The organism is Ferdinandcohnia sp. SAFN-114 (assembly GCF_059415045.1).
On sequence record NZ_JBPFDQ010000103.1, the window covers coordinates 1 to 18,440 of the forward strand.

The following is an 18,440-nucleotide window of genomic DNA, read 5'->3' on the forward strand; positions in this document are numbered from 1 at the left end:
ATTGATTGCTCAATAATTTGTTACTTTAGAATTAAACGTTGACGCTTGTATTGTGTTCAGTTTTCAAAGAACTTTTTTAGCGCCGCTCAAAAGCGACTTTAATAATATATCATCAAACAACATTTCATGTCAACAACTTTTTTAAGAAGTATTTTTCTTCTTTATAAGTTGTGACTCAATCAATCACGTTGTCGTGATGACTTAATCTATATTATCAGCCCTACGTATATTTTTCAACAGTTTATATCACGGTAATTAATGGTAAAAAAGAGACTCATCCAAATTAGGACGAGTCTCTTCTATATATACTTATTGTTTTTGATATCGTAAAACAGGTTTTCTAGCTGCTAATGTTTCATCAAGTCGGCTTACAACTGTTGTATGTGGAGCTTCTTGAACGATCTCTGGATTCTCTTCTGCTTCTTTTGCAATTTGGATCATGGCTTCGATGAAGTCATCCAGTGTTTCCTTAGATTCTGTTTCAGTTGGTTCAATCATCATACATTCCTCAACATTTAATGGGAAGTAGATAGTTGGTGGGTGATAACCAAAATCGAGTAATCGTTTTGCGATATCTAATGTACGAACACCCAATTTCTTTTGACGTCTACCTGAAATGACAAATTCGTGTTTACAATGTCTATCATATGGTAGGTCAAAATATGGTTCTAGGCGACGCATCATGTAGTTTGCATTGATAACCGCATTTTCAGTTACAGCTTTAAGTCCATCTGGCCCCATTGAACGAATGTACGTATATGCACGAACATTGATTCCAAAGTTTCCATAGTATGGTTTTACGCGTCCGATAGAATGTGGACGGTTATTATCAAACTGATAACCTTCTTCTGTTTTAACTAGTACTGGTTTAGGAAGGTATGGAATGAGATCTTCTTTCACACCAACTGGGCCAGAACCTGGGCCACCACCGCCATGTGGACCAGTAAAGGTTTTGTGTAGGTTTAAGTGAACAACGTCAAATCCCATGTCGCCAGGGCGCGCCTTACTTAAAACCGCATTTAGGTTTGCACCGTCATAATACACTTTACCACCGGCAGAGTGAATAATTTCTGTCATTTCTAGAATATTTTCTTCAAACAGACCTAATGTATTAGGGTTTGTTAACATTAATGCCGCAGTGTCTGGTCCTACTACGCGACGTAAATCCTCTAAATCAACTAGTCCGTCTTCATTGGATTTTACTGTAATGGTTTCAAAGCCTGCAACTGTCGCAGATGCCGGGTTTGTACCATGTGCAGAGTCTGGAACGATTACTTTCGTACGAGCTGAGTCATTGTTTGCTTCGTGGTACGCACGAATCATCATTAATCCAGTCCACTCACCATGGGCACCAGCCGCTGGTTGAAGGGTAACTTCATCCATACCAGTGATTTCTTTTAGGTGTTCTTGAAGATCATACATTAATTCCATTGCACCTTGGACAGTACTTTCATCTTGTAATGGATGGATGTGGGCAAATCCATTGAATCGTGCAACATTTTCATTTATTTTCGGATTGTATTTCATTGTACATGAACCTAATGGATAGAATCCTGAGTCCACCCCGTGGTTACGCTTGGACAATGCAGTATAGTGACGCATGATATCTAATTCTGATACTTCCGGTAGTTCTGGCTCCTCTACTCGAAGATAGTCACTAGGGATAACTTCAGCAATGTTGATTTCAGGTACGTCTAAATCTGGCAAACTATAACCAATTCGGCCTGGTTTAGATAGTTCAAAAATTAATGGTTGATCTTGCTTATTCATGGCTATCCCCCAATTCTTTTACAAGAGTATCAATCTCTTCTTTTGTACGAAGCTCAGTAACTGCTACTAACATATGACCCTCTAATTCTGGGTAGTCACGACCTAAATCATATCCACCGATAATTCCATTTTCTAATAAACGAGCGTTCGCTTCTTTAACTGATTTACCTACTTTTACAACAAATTCATTGAAGAATGGCCCTTCAAATGCAATTTCAAAACCATTTGCTGCAAATTGTTGTTTAGCATAATAGGCTTTTTGAATGTTTTGAGTTGAAATCTCTTTTACACCTTTTTTACCTAATGCTGTCATAGCAACCGATGCTGCTAATGCGTTAAGCGCTTGGTTCGAACAAATATTTGAAGTAGCTTTGTCACGTCGAATATGTTGTTCACGTGCTTGAAGTGTTAATACAAAGCCACGTTTTCCTTGTTCGTCTACTGTCTGACCTACTAAACGGCCAGGTACTTTACGCATAAGTTTTGATGTTACTGCAAAATATCCACAGTGTGGTCCACCAAATGCAGCTGGGATACCAAACGGCTGTGCATCCCCAACCACGATATCAGCACCAAGCTTGCCAGGAGGTGTTAATGCTCCAAGTGCTAACGGGTTGCTTGATACAACGAACATGCTTTTACCTGTATGAGCAACTGCTTCAATTTCTTTTAATGGTTCAATTTGACCAAAGAAATTTGGATATTGAAGAATAACACAAGCTACATCTTTATCCATTAGAGAGTTTAATGCTTCTACGTCAGTAACACCGTTCTTTGTTGGAACTTCAACAACCTCAATGTATTGACCCTTTGCATATGTTTCAAGTACTAATCTTGATTCTGGGTGTACTCCCTGTGAAACTAGGACTTTTTTATTTTTTGTATGTCCTGAAGCTAACATCGCTGCTTCTGCAAGTGAAGTTCCACCGTCATACATAGAAGAGTTTGCTACATCCATTCCAGTAAGCTCACAGATCATTGTTTGGAATTCAAAAATGGCTTGTAACTCACCTTGAGAAATTTCTGGTTGGTATGGTGTATATGCTGTATAAAATTCTGAACGTGAAAGAACATGATCTACGATTACTGGCATGTAGTGATCATACACACCTGCTCCTAAAAAAGACGCATTGTGGCGTAAATCAGCATTTTTTGCTGCAAGTACAGAAAGTTCCTTCATTAAAGCTGATTCTGATTTTGCCTTCTTGATGTTGTATTCGCCTTTAAATCGAACACTTTCTGGAATATCATTAAAAAGCTCATCGACTGTAGATACGCCGATTGACTGAAGCATTTCGTTTTTATCTTGTTCCGTCATTGGTAAATAACGATGTTTCATTGATGTACCCCTTTCCCAATTATCCGTTTATTTTTTAGGTCGCTTATAAAATGGCGTTGCTACTATTACCGCTTTAAGGCGTTTTTTACGAACTTGAACTTCAACTTCTTTTCCTAATTCGGCATGCTCTGATTTAATAAGAACTAAACCGATATTTTTTTGAAGCGTTGGCGATTGAGTTCCGGTTGTAACCTCACCCACTTGCTCGTCTTCAATATAAACTTCATAGCCATGTCGAGGAATTCCTTTGTCGATCATTTCAATTCCTACGATTTTACGAGGAGCACCTTCAGCCTTTTGCTGTTTTAATACTTCTTTACCAATAAAGTCGGCCTCTTTATTCGGCTTAACCGCAAAACCGATTCCTGCTTCGATTGGCGTGATATCCTTTGAAAGTTCTTGTCCATAAAGCGCAAGATTTGCTTCAAATCGCAATGTATCACGTGCACCTAGTCCGCATGGTAAAACACCTTCTGGTTCTCCAGCTTCTAAAATAGCATTCCATAACGCAGCTGTGTCTTCAGCGTGGCAATAGACTTCAAAACCATCTTCGCCTGTGTATCCTGTTCTTGATACAAGTGTTTTCTTTCCAGCGATTTCAACATCATCTTGGAATTTAAAAAACTTGATTTCACTTAAGTCAGTGTTCGAAATCTTTTGTAATACTGCTTCAGCTAGTGGCCCTTGAATTGCTATTTGGCCTATCTCATTCGAGATGTTAACGACATCCACATCACCAAAGACATGCTGTTTAAGCCAGTCAAAATCTTTGTCTGTATTTGAAGCATTTACAACGAGTAGGTAGTGGTCATCAGATTTTTTATAGATTAATAGGTCATCAACCGTTCCACCATTTTCATAGCACATTGCTGTATATTGTGTTGCGCCATCTTTTAAAAGTGAAGCATCATTTGTCATCATTTTTTGGAGAAAAGCTAAGCTGTCCTTTCCTTTCACATCAATTTCACCCATGTGTGAAACATCAAAAAGACCTGCTTTTGTACGAACCGCTTCATGTTCCTCTTTAATACTTGAAAATTGGACTGGAAGATCCCATCCGCCAAAATCAATTGTTTTGGCGCCATGCTTTTGATATTCATCAAATAGTGGTGTTCGTTTTAATTCAGACAACCGAATTCCTCCTTAACATTCATCGTTTTAAAAAGCTACTTGGGTTTTTGCATCATAAGCGAAAGATTCTGAAAATGCAAAAAAGGACAGATAAACTCCACAGCATTGTGAAGTCTCTGTCCTTGCACCTGAAAGTTTACCTAATTAAGGTTCAATTAGGTTTGCCCCTTTGGTGGCCATTCAGATCATTATCAGCGGCGAATCTCTTCGTCAGTTCGTTATTCCGGTCCTCACGTATTTTTTAATACGCTCCGATCCTCAAAACTTCACTTCCTCGATCTTCTTGCTTCTAATGCCCTGAAATTTATCGGCTCTCTCCAGAGTTGCGTCAAACAAGAGTCTTTTTGCCTGAGAGATTCACAATCGGCTTGCTTGCTCCTTCGGCGCTACATAGATGTAGTCTCTCCCCTTGTTCTCATTCGCGGTCTTCATATTTTTCATTTTTTTGGTAATACTAACGAAACGACTATGGAAAATTTATCATGTCCAAGCCCAAAAGCTCTTATTTTATCATTTAATTTAATTTACTAATCCCTACTGAATAGCGTAGAGAAGCGTTTTCGAACTACCTTCATCCTACCATCATCTTGAGATTTGAGCAATAACTTATTTTCTTAACATTAATTTATTTTAATGGAAAAACGTTCGGATTTTAAGAAAAACCTTACTTTCTTCTATATTATATATCTCAACTGAGAAAGGACTGTAATTTTATGAATGTCGATTTTGAATTTGATCAGTCGTGGCAAGGTGACTTTCTGCAACGAATTGACGATGACGGTCCTTGGGCGAACTGGGAGTTATATAAACTTGCATACGAAGTAGAAAAACACCAGTCGATACCTGAATTCGAAGGACTTCAGGCACCTAAGCATTTACCACAGCTAACACCATTACCACATCAGCTTGAAGTTGCAAAGCAAGTGGTAGAAAAAATGAACGGAAAAGCCATTTTAGCAGATGAGGTTGGACTTGGAAAAACAATAGAAGCTGGCCTCATTTTGAAAGAATATATGATTCGTGGTCTGGTGAAGAAGGTATTAATCCTTGTTCCTGCATCACTTGTATCACAATGGGCATCAGAATTAAATCAGAAGTTTTACATTCCAGCCGTGCAGCAAAAAAAGAGCTATATGTGGGAGCAATATGATGTAATTGTTTCGTCAATCGATACGGCAAAAAGAAGCCCACATCGGGAAATCGTGTATGAACAGGATTATGATTTGATCATTATCGATGAAGCTCACAAGCTTAAAAACAACAAAACAAAAAACTATGAATTTGTTCAAAACCTGAAAAAGAAGTTTTGCCTACTATTAACAGCTACTCCGATTCAAAACCGCATTGATGAAATTTTTAATCTGGTGTCACTGCTTAAGCCTGGGCACTTAGGGAATCAGGAGAATTTTGAAGAATCATTCGGAAAGAAGAGTCGCTCAATCGATGACCATGAGCACTTGAAAGAATTAGTGAATAAGGTGATGATCCGCAATCGCCGTGACGATACAGGAATTGAGTGGACAAAACGCAAGGTGGAAACAGTGCCAATTGAATTTTCTGAGACTGAACAGGAACTATATGATGCCATTTCTGCCTATCGGTCTAGCTTTTCAGGCTTTGCATCCAGTATGTTCTCAATCTTAACCTTACAAAGAGAGGCTTGTAGTAGTCGAGAGGCTGTATATTTTACGTTGAAGAAAATGCTTGAGAAAAAGAATGAAGACGGAAGTAGCGCGGTCCCTGAGGATATGGTGATGGGCCTCATGAAAAAGGTCGAACAGGTTACACAAAATTCTAAGGCTGAAAAAGCGGTTGAATTAATCAAACAAATCGATGATAAAGTCATCATTTTCACCGAATACCGTGCAACCCAAATGTATTTACAATGGTTTCTGCAACAGAATGGAATTTCATCTGTTCCATTTAGAGGTGGATTTAAACGCGGGAAAAAAGATTGGATGAGAGAATTGTTTAAAGGTAAGTTCCAGGTCTTGATTGCAACAGAAGCTGGTGGTGAAGGAATTAACCTACAATTCTGTAACCACATTATTAATTATGACCTCCCTTGGAATCCAATGAGGCTTGAGCAACGGATTGGGCGTATTCACCGCCTTGGCCAGGAAAAAGATGTTCATATTTATAATTTCGCAACAAAGAACACGGTTGAAGAGCATATTTTAAAGCTATTATATGAAAAAATTAATCTGTTTGAGCGTGTGATTGGACAATTGGATGATATCCTAACAAGATTGGATCTCGGTAACATCGAAGACCATATTCAGGATATCATGCTTCGTTCGCGGAGTGAGGGTGAAATGAAAATTAAGATGGAAAATTTAACTTCTATCATAAGCTTTGAAGAACAAAATGGTGGTGAGCAGCATGCAGCAACAGGAAATAGTTAACTTTCTTGAGAATTATTTTGTTTCAAACCATTGTGAAATTCTTGAACGTCATCCCGGATATATGACCGTACAATTAACCGTTGATTTAGATAAGCAATTAATGAATCGACCTTTTTATTGGACATATGTTGAAAAAACAGGCGGAACTCCAAATCCGATGAAGCTTACATTAATTACAGATCGGGATCAAACGCCTGACAATGTGAAGGGCGACTTTATTCATTTTGGTGCCCCCCGTTTACATCAGATTTTTGAATCGACGAAAAAGCTCGCAAGTTATATACGCTTGTATCAGCAATCACCGCCCGGTGCACAAGGGAATACCCCTCTTTTCCCGTGGCTTGGGTTGAATGTAAAAATTTCATACAAGAGTGACCGCAAGCGTGATGTGCTGATGTCACTCGGGTTACAGCTTATTAATGGAATCATTGTTGAAGATTTCCAAGAAAAAGTTGAAAAGTTGCCGCTTACTCCTAAGATACCTGATCATACGTATACAATGTCACCGCTTGTTAAGCCACAAAGTGGAATTAACCGTCTCCAGCAATATGTGCGAGGGTATGTTGAAACTCAGGACCACTCTTGGGCAGATGAAGCAAGGCAGCGCTGGGACGAAGATTTAGCCTTGCTAAATTCCTTTTATGAGGGCATCGAAGAAAAACCTGAAAGCTATGAAATTGAAAAAGAAGCACTCAAAGAGCAATACGAACCGAAAGTTCTTGTCGAAATTATCAATGGCGGGTTGTTTTATCTTTGTCAAAACACGATGTAAAATTGACCTATCCTCACCTTCCGAGGGTAGGTACTATTTTTTTGAGGGTATTTTAAAAGAAATCGTTCGACAAATTCCTTACAATTTTTTGGTAATTTTACAAAAAACCTGGTTAGAATATCACTATGTATTAACCAACCACTTCATTAAGTTTACATTTTATAGGTCTAAATCCCTATAATTCGAGTATATTCTACATAAATAGAGTAAAACTACTAAAATTCGATTGGTCGGACGAACTATATTTCGTGTTTTGTAAATATTTTGACATCGACAGATTTTTACAGAAAATTTCATTTTCATGTTTTATACTTCTAAATGTAATACAAAGGTTCTATACATAAGAGACTATCGTTTTAGGTAGACGGCTAACATTCGAACAGACAAAGGCAAACCTATTGAAAAATAGGGACGCAAAGTCACAGGTCTAAGATTGGACGTAACAATTAAGACGGCTGGACTGCCTGGAATACTAATTGTATTTTGGGAGGAAACGAAATGTTAAATGAAGTACAAAACAAAGATGAGCAATTGGATCAAGATTGGATCGACCTTATATTAGAAGCAGTGGAGATGGGAATGAGCGTCCAGGATATTCAAGCTTTCCTCCAAAGTAAAACAGCATAACGGACCTTATCTATACATATAACAATAACCTTTTGAAGCTACGGATTGGAAACATAAGGATGCGAGGGAACCTAAATTATCGGGTTCCTTTTTATTTTTCAGTTTTTTGTGTTCTTGTTATAAAACATTTACTTCGTTATATGCTATAATAGGTATATGAAGGAAGGTGAGAAAGAATGATTGGTCAACGTATCAAAACATTTCGTTTGCAAAAACAATTATCCCTATCTGAACTAGCAGATCGCGCTGGAGTTGCCAAATCATACTTGAGCTCAATCGAACGGAATCTCCAATCAAACCCTTCTATCCAATTTCTTGAAAAAATATCTACAGTATTAGGAGTTACAGTCAACGAATTGCTCCATGAACAATCAGAACCTGAAAGTGTAGAACTTGATTCAGAATGGACTAGACTAGTACGCGAGGCAATGAAATCAGGAGTTTCCAAAGAGGAATTTCGATCATTCTTAGAATTCAACAAATGGAAGATGGATAATAAATAGAAAATGCTTCGGCACATTGGTTGCCTGAAGCATTTTTTATTTTATATGTATGTATCGAAAGTGGTATTACTGTGGGATTCAGATTGTTGAGGAATTGGGTATTTTTTCTGTAATGATGAAGGATATGCTTCTCCAGCATCACGGGCACGAAATGTTGCGAGATTATGATTACAAATTGGACAGTTCCATTTACCTTGTTTACTGCTCCTAAAAGATGGTCGATAACATCTTGAACATGTTTTTGTATACATAGAGACTCCTCCATTTAGAAAATTTGAGTAATCCAATAGCCATGGAGGATAAAAACATATGCATATAAAGCAGTGGCTACATAGGATAAAGAACGAATTAATCGGTTCACTGGGATACGAATGATAAAATAAAGTGAAATCAAACATAAAGAAAGCATTGCTTTTATAAGTAAAAATAAGACCGGATGGATTTCGTATATTGTGTACATTAACGGGTTGGCTTCTGATATATGGCCGCCAAGGATTCCGAAATGGGTGATAAATGCGTCTATGAGATTTAAAAAAGCTAGCAAAATGAGGATAAATTTCATTGGAAACCTCGCAAATCATCATTAATAAAGTTAAGTTAATATTGAGAACTTATTCAGATATATCCTATGATCCGCTTTTATTCATTCTCAATAAAGAATACACGAACGAATATACTCCCTATTAAATTAAATATCTATCAATCACGATCTTAAACGTTTTCTCAGGTAGTAAAATATAAAACCTCCACCTAAAGCTAAAATTATACCAGCAATTAGTATATTAAAGGTGTTAGTACCAGTCTCAGGCAATTTAGGTCCATCAACAGGAAGGACTCCACCTAAAGTACCTTCTGCATAGAACTTCATTTCCACTTCAGTTGCTAAACCCTGGTACTCATTCCCTAAATGTGGAGGAAATTCTACCGTAAATATTAGTTCCTCTTGTTGACCACTTACTATTGGTCTAGGATCTATTTTTTTAAAATTCCCCAATTTTCCTTTGAAAATATCTCCATTCTTATCAGAAATAGTTAGAAATAACTCCTCATACAATTCTTTCGATCCTGACTTTCGATCTGCTGAAGTTAAATAGTTAAAATCCTCAGTACCACTATTTTTTATGATTAATGTTCTAGTTGCCCAGTCTCCCGGTTTAAAATTATCAACATCAAATAATACTTTTTCAGGTGTTGTATTGATATCTATTTCTTTATTGTTGTTAGATGGAGATGCTTTAACTTGATTTGCTAGAAAAAAAAATAGAAGAGTACACACTGTCATAAAATATATTATTCTAATAAAACTCTTACCTAACTTCATTATTTGCTCCCTTCCTTCCCTAGAAGGGGATCAATATTTAAAGAATATTGATCCTTAATTAGTTTTTGTTTCTTCGATAGCATCTTTTGTTTTATTGCTTATATCAATTTTTGAAATTGTTCTCCAAAGTGAGAAAATAGAATATAGGAAGATCAAAACCCCTGGGACTATCATTAATATGATTGTTCCATTTTTTGAACTTGCAAAATCAGCAAAATATCCAAGATAAGGAATCGTTAATCCACGATATTCGGCTACTACATTTTGAGCTAATACTGGATTAATATCTTCTGTATTGTTATTATCCCCTTTTGTTTTATACATCACTTGATTCTCGTTTTTTAGGACTTCAGTAATTCTGTGAGTGATGAGTTTTTCATCTTCTTCCATAAAGGTGATTACGTCACCTTCTTTAAACCGCGTCATATCTCCGCCTGTTTTTACTGCGATAATAGATCCTGTTTTGATTCCTGGTTCCATTGACCCTGATAATACAGTTTTAAGTTGGTAACCAAAAATTGTTGGTTCCCCACCTGAGATTTTATTTGAAACTACCAAAGCTGCTACCCCTATTAATAATAGTACGAGCAAGCTCGTGACAATATGATTAATCCACTTCTTAATTACCTTCTTTTTATTCATTATTCATCCTTCTCCTCTTTATTATCATCTATGATATCATTCGCAATTTCAGTTGAATCACCAGTTGTTCCTACCATCCCATCAGATGTTGCTTCTTCATTTGTAACTTCTGTTGGTTCCTCACTGGATACTTCATTACTTTGTTGTTCATTTTCAGGTTCTATATTATTTTCCTTAGTTTTTTCAATAACTGGCTCTTCCGTTTCAACTTCGATTGTTTCATTAGAATTGTCATTTTGATTAGAATTGTTGTTCATGCATTTTACTTTGAGCTTCTTTTTGCTCCATGCATCATCAAACTGTTTATTCGTTTGAATAGCTTTAAACTCATAAAATCCTTCATTACTTGTTTTATGTGTTAACGTAATCTCTTCTCCACTTTTTAGAATTGGAATAACACCTTCATAAATTTTTTCACCTTGATTTTTAGGCTTTCCATTCTCTGAAGTGAAATATATTTCATAAATACTTTGTGTCGTCATGTCGCTTCCAGTATTTCTTAAAATAACTTCCATATCTGCCGGACATGCTTTTAGATTATCGTTAGCTGGCTCAGGGAATACAAGATTACTATTATCTGGTGGCGACCATTCACCTGCAGTAATTAAGATATTACCTTGTGATTTAGAAGTGAAATATGCCGTTGTTGTTGAAGTAAAATAATTCATAGCGAATATTAGAATATAAAATACAAGGGCAGCCTTAAATATGATTTTGTATTTTTTATATCTTTTATTCATTTCTCTTAGTAATCTACTTGTTTTTCGCAATGCTATCTCAGCCCCTTCAAATTCGCAATTCTGGATTTATATATATTTATGAAAACAACTCAGGTGCTATGCTTTCATAAATATATATAAAACAGGAAGGAGAGGGCTCTCCTCCCCTATTAGTAGCTATCTAAGTTCCCCATCTTGTTGACTAGCATCGAAAATCAATTGGAAATCTAATTTGTCATCTTGGAATTTATTTTGATCCGCACCATTATCATCGAACTTATAGTTGAAAATTAATACTTGTCTGTCCGAATTATTTAATGGACCTGTTTTAGAGTTTAAATCTTCAGCAACAACTAAATCTTCAATTTCAGAAAGTGGTGTCCAATCAAGTACAACTGGACCATTTTGTCTATTTTCACTAATTCTTACTAGAATATGATCTGCGAAATCTTCCCCAGCATTGTCACCATTTGTATCAGACACTGTGTAATCAACGTTCATTTTTACATCTTTAATTTTGAGTGAACCTTCGCTATATAAGCGAAGTTGTTTAATTGTCCAATCACCTGGCTTCATATTATCAACACTTAAATCAACATATGCACTGTCATCAGTACTTTTTAGCTCTAAGTCTAATGTTCCAGCAGCAAACGAATTATTTGATACCTCAGTGTCGCTAAAATAAGCAAATGTTCCCCCACCAATAAGTCCTAATCCTAGAATAGCTGTTGCGGCAGTTAGTCCTAATTTTTTCTTCATACTCATCTTCGTTTCCCCTTTTTTCTCCCTATAAATAACGTTTTTCACAAGATTATTGTAACTAGTATGTATACAAGGAAGGAGATAGAATCCCCTTCCCCTTTTCAATTATGAAATATTATTTTAATTCCCCTTCAGTTTGATGAGCAGTAAATGTCCAATCTAGTTTTAAAGTATCACCTTGGAATTCGTTTTGATCTGCACCATTGTCAACAAATTCGAATGCAACATACATTTGGTCACTAGTACCATTCTCTAAACCATCACCTTCACCGTTTAATCCAAATAAGTGGGTAAAGAAGCCTTGTACGTTTTCAACTGCATCTGGTTCCATATTTTGAAGATCATACAATGTAGTTTCTGCAATTACATCATTATAATCTCCGATAACCCAACCATCACCTGTTTTATCAGCATTTTCAAGGAATAGCACCTTAATGTGTTTACCAAAGTCGTCAACATTATCACCTTTTGCATCTACAACGTTATAAGCTGTAGCTAAATCAACTGATGAAATATCTAAAGAACCATTGTTTTCTAATAGGAATTCACGAACCATTATATCTCCAGGCTTGATGTTTTCAACATCAATTACAACTGATGGGTTTACTGCTAAATCTAATGTACCAGCTGTAAATTCATTGTGTGATACTTCTGTGTCGCTGAAGTACGCAAATGTTCCTCCCCCGATTAGTGATAATCCTAGTGCTGCTGATGCTACCCCTAAACCTAATTTCTTTTTCAAACTCATTTTTGTTTCCTCCTCTTTTTCTCTTATAAATTTTTATATTGAATCCTTATGTATTGATAAGGAGATCAACCAGAACTGTACTTAGTAAAGTTCATTTGTGTTCTTTGTAACGAACTTACAATGTGAGTATAGCCCATAAGTCTTATATTTGAAAAATCCCAAAATCAGTCATTTTTTCTTAATAAAGAACGTATATCGTTCGTTTTCTCGTAATATCTCTTATTTCCTTACTATTTTATTATTTTATTAAGAACAATAAGTTCCTTATAATGAACGTGTAAGTATTCAAATTAACGAAGGAGAAGGAAGATGATCGGTTCGAGGATTAAAGAATTACGAAGGCAGAAAAGTCTCACGATTACAGAGCTTGCAAAACGCGCTGGAGTTTCAAAGTCATATTTAAGCTATATTGAACGAGATGTACAAAAAAATCCTTCTATTCAATTCTTAACTAAGATTTCAAAGCCACTCGATACAAATATTGAATTTTTATTAGGAGAAGAAAGAACGATTCCTCATTCTAATGAACCACTTGATCAAGAGTGGACCAAGCTCTTAAGGAATGCAATTGATGACGGATTAAGCAAAGAGGACTTCAGAGAGTTTCAAAACTATATAAAATTTAGCAACTGGAAAAATGGTCACATAAAAAACAAAGGAGGGAATAATATTGATAACGTGACAAAAAAATGTTGAATTTAGATTCCGAGTAATAAAAGTATATAACAATGGAAATAGTGAAGATGTAACATGTCGAATGATTTGGTTTAACTATTTATAACAGATGAGAGGAGAGAGTGTGAAATCAATGAAAAAAGGAATAGTGATAACTGGTATAATCGTTGTACTTTGTTTAGGCTCCACACAATTAATACCCGTATTAGCAAGTGAAGATACAGATATTGACGTCAAACAAGAACGCGAGGTTTTAGTACCTTCTGATGATACTAGAGTGAAGGACTCAAGTATGAACGAACAGGAAAATGAAACTACCGAAGAAACAACAACTTCAGATTCCACGAGTGATCTTCGTAGCCAAGCTAGGGAGAGTGAACAATTTGATAATTATACAAACAATCTAGCAAAGGATTTAGGTATTAAAACTGAAGGTAAGGATTCAGAGGAAATTCAAGCCGAAATTCGTTCTATAATGCTCCAAGAGAAGGCTAAAGAAGCGGGAATTAAAGTTGAAGGTAAATCAGAGGAAGCCCTTATAACAGAACTTAAAGAAACGTATAGGGAGAAACCCGAGTTAATAAAGCCTTCCTCTAATAAATACGAAGAACTACGAATGAAACCAGATTCTAGGAGAAAGCAAATTCTCGAAACAGCAAAATCACATGGCATTGAAACTGAAGGCAATGAATTTGATGCTGTTGTTGAAGAACTAAAGACAGTTTTGTTAAAAGAAAAAGGAGAATAATGTTGAAAAAACCTTGAAAGGAACAATCCTTACAAGGTTTTTTCATTTAATCCGTCTTCTCCAACGCTGATATTACTAACCCTCTTTCATTCTCCTGGGCTTTATACGTAATGTTGTTCAGCGTTGCGGTTCCGTTGATTTTTTTATCCTTGTCACGAAGGAGTCCCAATTTATATGTTACTTTTCCAATATCCTCTTCTTTGACTGCCTCTTCTGTGTTTGTGACGGCAACCAATAAGAAGAATGCAGCAATTGTGTCTTCATATTTATCTAACGTAGTGCTGAGGTTGTCTGATTCCACGTCTTTTTTCACGATTGATAAACGAACGACTTCATTTGTTGTTTCATTTACGATTCCTTCAAGAATCATTCCGTTGTTGACATCGTGTTTGAATTCTCCATTTCTTACATTCAATTGTTCAATTTTATCGGAATCTTTCATTTCTGTTTGAGCTTCGTTCCAATTTTTAACGAGGTCTTCTGTTGTAAAGCCTAAAGAGCCCAGATCCATGATTTGTTCGTCGGCTTGTTGAATTTTGGTTGCTTTTGGATCTTCTTTTTTCTCTTGTTCTTTCGCCTTGTCGTCTCCTTTACAACTGACAAGCAATAATGAACTAAGTAGCAAAATCGCAAAAATAAAAATTCGTTTCCGCATGATTTTCCTCCTACCAGCTAACTTTTCACATAAAGTTAATATGCACGTAGAATGTCCAAATCATGCAGAATGATCACACAAAAAAGCGATCCGATATAAGATCGCTTTTTATTCATATTCCTCTGTTTTACTAATCATTACCCTTACAACATACACTTCATCGTTTTCTTTTACAGTGTTTTCAATCACATCTTTATCCAAGCCAACTCTTATACCGTTTGAGCCATCCTTAACCATTAACGCAAGTGCTTGGGGCTTTTCTGCTTCAATATTTATTTTGTCATTGAGTTGAGATTGAGCAGTGCCGATTGATGTATCAACTTCCATAACTGGTGACTGCAACGTGGTAGAACCTGTGCCATCGGTCATCGATAACGTCCACTGGGCATAAGTAGTGTTGTCATCCAGGTTAAAATTCATTTTGGCAGAAGCCAACGTCATATCTTCGTTGGTTGCGGTCGCCCCACGTACGATATCTTCTTGTTTTTCTCCATTTTTAAAATGCTCTACCCAAACATGAATCATCTTTATCTCTTCATTTTTTATGTTAAGGTCGTACATTAAAAGTGTATCGAACCCGAGTGAACTAATGATTTGCGAATTTCTCTCATTTTGTTTGACCGGAGTCAGCACACCATCTGCTTTCTTAGCAGGATTGTTTTCATTTCTACAGCCGATCAGAGCAAGTAAAATAAGAAATCCAATCGATATTTTAAATAGCCTACTCATTAGTACTCCCCCTTTTTTCTCATAATACCATAGCTTTCCATTAAACTGCATAAATTTTCCTACTGCGGGGAATTCCTAAAGTAAAAGTGAGGTGCTGTATGTGCTGCGTAAAATATTGATTGGCTGTAGTTTTTGTTTGTTATTAACTCCAACTGTTTTTATCGACAATGATTCAGCAGCTATATCGGCTGAGCAAAAAAAGCCAGTCCCGGAGTATGCAAAATGGGGAAAACTTGCGATGGAGGAGACACAGAAACGTTATCCTTCCGCTCAAATTGTTGATTATTTACATGTTGGAAGACATAAGAAGAACGGGATGTATGTTGAACGATTTAAACTTTGGCTGAAGCAGGATAATCGTGAATTCGGTATTTTTGTAAATATCACGTTTGAACCAGAGACTGAACGGGTTAAAAATATTACCGTTGTGGAAACAGACCGATAGTGCTTTTACATATAATCCATCGATTATGTAAAAAATACCGAACAAAGGAGGTGTGAATGCCGTGACTAACTTTATTATGAAATTAATTTTATTACCTTTAATTGTTGCCATTTGTTCTGGCATTTTTGATAGTGTTGATTTAGTTGCATGGTATCAGCCAATTGGTATTGGTGTACTGTTAGCCATTCTTGGTTATTTTATGGAGAAAGCGATGCTAAGAAGAGATACTACGGTGATGACAGATATTGCCGATTTTGTAACTGCAGCCCTTGTAGTATATTTTCTTTCCTTGTTCTACGATGGTGCGAGAGTCACCCTTTGGGGCGCAATATTAACAGCCCTTGTTATTACATTAGTTGAGATAGCTATCCACCGTTGGCTAGTAAGGTCTGATAGAACCGAGAGATCCCATGCTTAAGTTGTATAATAAAGAGAGGTGCATATTATTTCTGCACCTCTTCTCTATTTACCCACCTATATAAGACATTTCAATTTTCTTACGTTTCTTCGCAGTTTCCTCTGTTCGTTCATCAGAGTACCGATCACGTCTTACTTGCCATATCGACTTAAGAGTTTCATCAATCTCACTTTCGGATGCATCTGATCGAATTAATGATCTTAAATCATGGCCAGCCGTTGCAAATAGGCATGTATACAGCTTTCCATCTGCCGATATTCGTGCTCGGGTGCAACTTGAGCAGAAGGACTCTGTAACAGATGAAATGAAACCAATCTCCACATCTGTACCTACGTAACGATATCTCTTCGCTACTTCTCCAAAATAATCCGCATCGACAGGTTCTAATGGCATTTCACTATGGATTAAGTCATGGATTGCTTTCTTCGAAACGACTTGATCAAAATTCCAACCGTTTGTCGTTCCAACATCCATAAATTCGATGAAACGAAGCGTGATTCCTTTATCTTTAAAATACCTCGCCATCGGTAGTATCTGCGAGTCATTTTTTCCTTTTCGGACCACCATATTCATTTTCACATGAAGTCCGGCTTCTTGTGCCGCTTCAATTCCCGCTAATACCGGCTTCACTCCAACAGAACGACCATTCATTCCTTTAAAAATATCGTTATCCATCGCATCAAGGCTAACATTCACACGCTGTAGGCCCGCTTCTTTCAATCGCTTTGCATATTTCGGCAAGAATATGCCATTTGTTGTAAGAGCAATATCTTCAATACCTTCTATATGAGTTAAACGCTCAACTAGTTCATGGACATTTTTTCGAACTAACGGTTCTCCACCAGTTAACCGAATCTTTTGCACACCAAGTTTGACAAAGCTTCGTGTCAACGTTTCAATTTCAGAATAGGATAATAATTCGCCTTGCCTTAAGAATTGATAATCATCCCCAAAGATTTCTTTAGGCATACAATACGAACAACGGAAATTGCATTGATCTGTGACAGAAATGCGCAAATCACGTAGAGGTCGATTCAATTGATCAACAATTTTTTCATTTTTTGTAGTCATTTAACCTGTCACTCCTACCTTTAAATAAAGGTTCAAAAAGGAGGATGAAAGGGACCGCGTCGACAAAAACGCCACGGCTTCATGTCTTGTCGACACTAGTCCTGTGCGTCGAAAGTTCAAGGCGGCGCTGCTTTGAGTACCGGAGCGAGGCAACTGCTTGAGTTAACTCCCTCGCAGCCTTGCGCTGAGGAATTTACATCTTGAATAATCTAGTAGACGCAAGCGCATAACCGGTAATTCACAATGTACATGGAGCAGTTTACGCAGAAATTCGACGTGTCATTTTCACCGGACTTTTTGAACATCCTAACTTTTTAAGTACCTATTACTCTATCATACTAACAAATTCTTGTGAATAGAAACGATAATCCATGAAATCCGGTTTGCGAAATAATTTTCAAAATGTAGACAAACGCCCACGACTTCTATCCTATGGTTACATATCCATGTTAGTGAGGCAAGAATAAGGAGCCATTCTAGCCCAATCACGGTAGAAAGAAATATCCCGTGCCCGAAGTGGGAGAATAATAACAGGAGGTAATTAGATGGGACCATATCGAAGACCATATGGATTTGGCAGACAGGAACGGTTTTTTTGGGGAGCACCTTTGGTAGGTGGATTAGTTGGAGGACTTGTTGGGAGTACCCTTCTTAATCCGTATTTCTACGGCGGATATCCATATTATCGTCCACCGTATTACCCATACTACCCGTATGGCGGAGGTTTCTGGTATTAATTAGTAATACGTAAGGCGTCTGCCCGACAAGCATAAGAGTAGCTGGCAGAAGGTGGCTTTTTACCATTCGTTTGCGATTGGCTTAGACAAGAGTGCCGATGACGCCTGGAGCTATTTGTAAAAAAAGAGCTGACACATATGCTGTCAGCTGGACTAACCTAAAATAGTGAGACAATATAAAACACCTCCAAAATGGCAATACTTGAGATAAGTATTGTGACAT

At 36.9% G+C, this 18,440-nt stretch carries 22 protein-coding genes and 2 riboswitches; of the genes, 9 read left to right on the forward strand and 13 right to left on the reverse strand.

Annotated elements, in window-relative coordinates:
* Positions 1-309: 309 nt before the first annotated feature.
* Genes gcvPB through gcvT form a run of 3 tightly spaced genes read right to left on the reverse strand, consistent with a single transcriptional unit; the run spans position 310 to position 4,240 of the window.
* Positions 310-1,770, reverse strand: coding sequence for an aminomethyl-transferring glycine dehydrogenase subunit GcvPB (gene gcvPB / locus ACR65M_RS23200; protein ID WP_440274527.1), 1,461 nt, complete (start codon positions 1,768-1,770; stop codon positions 310-312).
* Entirely contained in the window at positions 1,763-3,109 is a 1,347-nt protein-coding gene (gene gcvPA / locus ACR65M_RS23205; protein WP_341330901.1) for an aminomethyl-transferring glycine dehydrogenase subunit GcvPA, read from the reverse strand. Before gcvPA ends, gcvPB begins: the two co-directional genes overlap by 8 nt.
* A gap of 27 nt (positions 3,110-3,136) precedes the next feature.
* Positions 3,137-4,240, reverse strand: coding sequence for a glycine cleavage system aminomethyltransferase GcvT (gene gcvT / locus ACR65M_RS23210; RefSeq protein ID WP_440274528.1), 1,104 nt, complete (start codon positions 4,238-4,240; stop codon positions 3,137-3,139).
* Between the two features lie 326 nt (positions 4,241-4,566).
* Positions 4,567-4,659, reverse strand: a riboswitch (glycine riboswitch).
* Between the two features lie 294 nt (positions 4,660-4,953).
* Here gcvT and ACR65M_RS23215 point away from each other — a divergent pair.
* The 4 genes from ACR65M_RS23215 (at position 4,954) to ACR65M_RS23230 (ending at position 8,547) form a co-directional block, all read left to right on the forward strand.
* On the forward strand, positions 4,954-6,645 hold the full coding sequence (locus ACR65M_RS23215; RefSeq protein ID WP_341330899.1) for a DEAD/DEAH box helicase: 1,692 nt from the start codon (positions 4,954-4,956) through the stop codon (positions 6,643-6,645).
* Positions 6,623-7,417: a YqhG family protein gene (locus tag ACR65M_RS23220; protein WP_121447172.1), complete on the forward strand. Its 795-nt coding sequence runs from the start codon at positions 6,623-6,625 to the stop codon at positions 7,415-7,417. Before ACR65M_RS23215 ends, ACR65M_RS23220 begins: the two co-directional genes overlap by 23 nt.
* Positions 7,418-7,795: 378 nt before the next feature.
* Positions 7,796-7,885: riboswitch (cyclic di-GMP riboswitch) on the forward strand.
* 30 nt (positions 7,886-7,915) lie between these two features.
* Entirely contained in the window at positions 7,916-8,044 is a 129-nt protein-coding gene (locus ACR65M_RS23225; RefSeq protein WP_121447173.1) for a DNA-binding anti-repressor SinI, read from the forward strand.
* A gap of 176 nt (positions 8,045-8,220) precedes the next feature.
* The gene (locus ACR65M_RS23230) at positions 8,221-8,547 is read left to right on the forward strand and encodes a helix-turn-helix domain-containing protein (RefSeq protein ID WP_099361889.1); all 327 of its coding nucleotides are present in this window, start codon (positions 8,221-8,223) and stop codon (positions 8,545-8,547) included.
* Between the two features lie 41 nt (positions 8,548-8,588).
* On the opposite strand, the gene ACR65M_RS23235 is transcribed toward ACR65M_RS23230, so the two are convergent.
* From ACR65M_RS23235 to ACR65M_RS23265, 7 genes are all read right to left on the reverse strand, one after another.
* A complete protein-coding gene (locus ACR65M_RS23235; protein WP_341330898.1) occupies positions 8,589-8,798 on the reverse strand; it encodes a hypothetical protein in 210 nt (69 codons plus the stop codon).
* Positions 8,799-8,812: 14 nt separating this feature from the next.
* Positions 8,813-9,109, reverse strand: a complete 297-nt coding sequence (locus ACR65M_RS23240; RefSeq protein ID WP_440274529.1) for a DUF5658 family protein — start codon at positions 9,107-9,109, stop codon at positions 8,813-8,815.
* Between the two features lie 141 nt (positions 9,110-9,250).
* Positions 9,251-9,868 (reverse strand): TasA family protein, encoded by a 618-nt coding sequence (locus ACR65M_RS23245; RefSeq protein WP_341330896.1) that lies wholly within the window; start codon positions 9,866-9,868, stop codon positions 9,251-9,253.
* 54 nt (positions 9,869-9,922) lie between these two features.
* Positions 9,923-10,510, reverse strand: a complete 588-nt coding sequence (sipW, locus tag ACR65M_RS23250) for a signal peptidase I SipW (protein ID WP_121447175.1) — start codon at positions 10,508-10,510, stop codon at positions 9,923-9,925.
* Positions 10,510-11,280 (reverse strand): amyloid fiber anchoring/assembly protein TapA, encoded by a 771-nt coding sequence (tapA, locus tag ACR65M_RS23255; protein ID WP_341330894.1) that lies wholly within the window; start codon positions 11,278-11,280, stop codon positions 10,510-10,512. The genes sipW and tapA overlap by 1 nt, the downstream gene beginning before the upstream one ends.
* Positions 11,281-11,406: 126 nt before the next feature.
* Entirely contained in the window at positions 11,407-11,994 is a 588-nt protein-coding gene (locus tag ACR65M_RS23260; RefSeq protein WP_341330893.1) for a TasA family protein, read from the reverse strand.
* 112 nt (positions 11,995-12,106) lie between these two features.
* Positions 12,107-12,739, reverse strand: a complete 633-nt coding sequence (locus ACR65M_RS23265) for a TasA family protein (protein ID WP_121447178.1) — start codon at positions 12,737-12,739, stop codon at positions 12,107-12,109.
* 309 nt (positions 12,740-13,048) lie between these two features.
* Here ACR65M_RS23265 and ACR65M_RS23270 point away from each other — a divergent pair, with 309 nt between their 5' ends.
* Both ACR65M_RS23270 and ACR65M_RS23275 read left to right on the forward strand, forming a co-directional pair.
* Complete coding sequence (locus ACR65M_RS23270) at positions 13,049-13,435, forward strand: helix-turn-helix domain-containing protein (protein WP_440274530.1); 387 nt, start codon at positions 13,049-13,051, stop codon at positions 13,433-13,435.
* A 112-nt stretch (positions 13,436-13,547) separates the two neighbouring features.
* Positions 13,548-14,162, forward strand: a complete 615-nt coding sequence (locus ACR65M_RS23275; RefSeq protein ID WP_440274531.1) for a hypothetical protein — start codon at positions 13,548-13,550, stop codon at positions 14,160-14,162.
* A gap of 46 nt (positions 14,163-14,208) precedes the next feature.
* Here ACR65M_RS23275 and ACR65M_RS23280 read toward each other — a convergent pair whose 3' ends face one another.
* Positions 14,209-14,817, reverse strand: coding sequence for a ligand-gated ion channel (locus ACR65M_RS23280; RefSeq protein ID WP_341330890.1), 609 nt, complete (start codon positions 14,815-14,817; stop codon positions 14,209-14,211).
* Positions 14,818-14,925: 108 nt separating this feature from the next.
* Positions 14,926-15,546: a YgaN family protein gene (locus tag ACR65M_RS23285; protein ID WP_440274532.1), complete on the reverse strand. Its 621-nt coding sequence runs from the start codon at positions 15,544-15,546 to the stop codon at positions 14,926-14,928.
* Positions 15,547-15,646: 100 nt separating this feature from the next.
* Between ACR65M_RS23285 and ACR65M_RS23290 the strand changes: the two genes are divergently transcribed.
* On the forward strand, positions 15,647-15,991 hold the full coding sequence (locus tag ACR65M_RS23290; protein ID WP_440274533.1) for a YqzG/YhdC family protein: 345 nt from the start codon (positions 15,647-15,649) through the stop codon (positions 15,989-15,991).
* A 61-nt stretch (positions 15,992-16,052) separates the two neighbouring features.
* Positions 16,053-16,409, forward strand: coding sequence for a DUF2512 family protein (locus ACR65M_RS23295; RefSeq protein ID WP_341330887.1), 357 nt, complete (start codon positions 16,053-16,055; stop codon positions 16,407-16,409).
* Between the two features lie 48 nt (positions 16,410-16,457).
* Here the strand turns inward: ACR65M_RS23295 and moaA are convergent, their stop codons facing one another.
* Positions 16,458-17,480: a GTP 3',8-cyclase MoaA gene (gene moaA / locus ACR65M_RS23300; RefSeq protein ID WP_440274534.1), complete on the reverse strand. Its 1,023-nt coding sequence runs from the start codon at positions 17,478-17,480 to the stop codon at positions 16,458-16,460.
* A gap of 545 nt (positions 17,481-18,025) precedes the next feature.
* On the opposite strand from moaA, the gene ymaG reads away from it, so the two are divergent.
* Positions 18,026-18,217: an inner spore coat protein YmaG gene (gene ymaG / locus ACR65M_RS23305; RefSeq protein WP_341330885.1), complete on the forward strand. Its 192-nt coding sequence runs from the start codon at positions 18,026-18,028 to the stop codon at positions 18,215-18,217.
* Positions 18,218-18,440: the final 223 nt, after the last annotated feature.

Coding starts and splice junctions, on each gene's coding strand:
- gcvPB (WP_440274527.1), bottom strand. CDS start 1,770: ATGAATAAGCAAGATCAACCATTAATTTTTGAACTATCTAAACCAGGC.
- gcvPA (WP_341330901.1), bottom strand. CDS start 3,109: ATGAAACATCGTTATTTACCAATGACGGAACAAGATAAAAACGAAATG.
- ACR65M_RS23215 (WP_341330899.1), top strand. CDS start 4,954: ATGAATGTCGATTTTGAATTTGATCAGTCGTGGCAAGGTGACTTTCTG.
- ACR65M_RS23220 (WP_121447172.1), top strand. CDS start 6,623: ATGCAGCAACAGGAAATAGTTAACTTTCTTGAGAATTATTTTGTTTCA.
- ACR65M_RS23225 (WP_121447173.1), top strand. CDS start 7,916: ATGTTAAATGAAGTACAAAACAAAGATGAGCAATTGGATCAAGATTGG.
- ACR65M_RS23230 (WP_099361889.1), top strand. CDS start 8,221: ATGATTGGTCAACGTATCAAAACATTTCGTTTGCAAAAACAATTATCC.
- ACR65M_RS23235 (WP_341330898.1), bottom strand. CDS start 8,798: ATGTATACAAAAACATGTTCAAGATGTTATCGACCATCTTTTAGGAGC.
- ACR65M_RS23240 (WP_440274529.1), bottom strand. CDS start 9,109: ATGAAATTTATCCTCATTTTGCTAGCTTTTTTAAATCTCATAGACGCA.
- ACR65M_RS23245 (WP_341330896.1), bottom strand. CDS start 9,868: ATGAAGTTAGGTAAGAGTTTTATTAGAATAATATATTTTATGACAGTG.
- sipW (WP_121447175.1), bottom strand. CDS start 10,510: ATGAATAAAAAGAAGGTAATTAAGAAGTGGATTAATCATATTGTCACG.
- ACR65M_RS23260 (WP_341330893.1), bottom strand. CDS start 11,994: ATGAGTATGAAGAAAAAATTAGGACTAACTGCCGCAACAGCTATTCTA.
- ACR65M_RS23265 (WP_121447178.1), bottom strand. CDS start 12,739: ATGAGTTTGAAAAAGAAATTAGGTTTAGGGGTAGCATCAGCAGCACTA.
- ACR65M_RS23270 (WP_440274530.1), top strand. CDS start 13,049: ATGATCGGTTCGAGGATTAAAGAATTACGAAGGCAGAAAAGTCTCACG.
- ACR65M_RS23275 (WP_440274531.1), top strand. CDS start 13,548: ATGAAAAAAGGAATAGTGATAACTGGTATAATCGTTGTACTTTGTTTA.
- ACR65M_RS23280 (WP_341330890.1), bottom strand. CDS start 14,817: ATGCGGAAACGAATTTTTATTTTTGCGATTTTGCTACTTAGTTCATTA.
- ACR65M_RS23285 (WP_440274532.1), bottom strand. CDS start 15,546: ATGAGTAGGCTATTTAAAATATCGATTGGATTTCTTATTTTACTTGCT.
- moaA (WP_440274534.1), bottom strand. CDS start 17,480: ATGACTACAAAAAATGAAAAAATTGTTGATCAATTGAATCGACCTCTA.
- ymaG (WP_341330885.1), top strand. CDS start 18,026: ATGGGACCATATCGAAGACCATATGGATTTGGCAGACAGGAACGGTTT.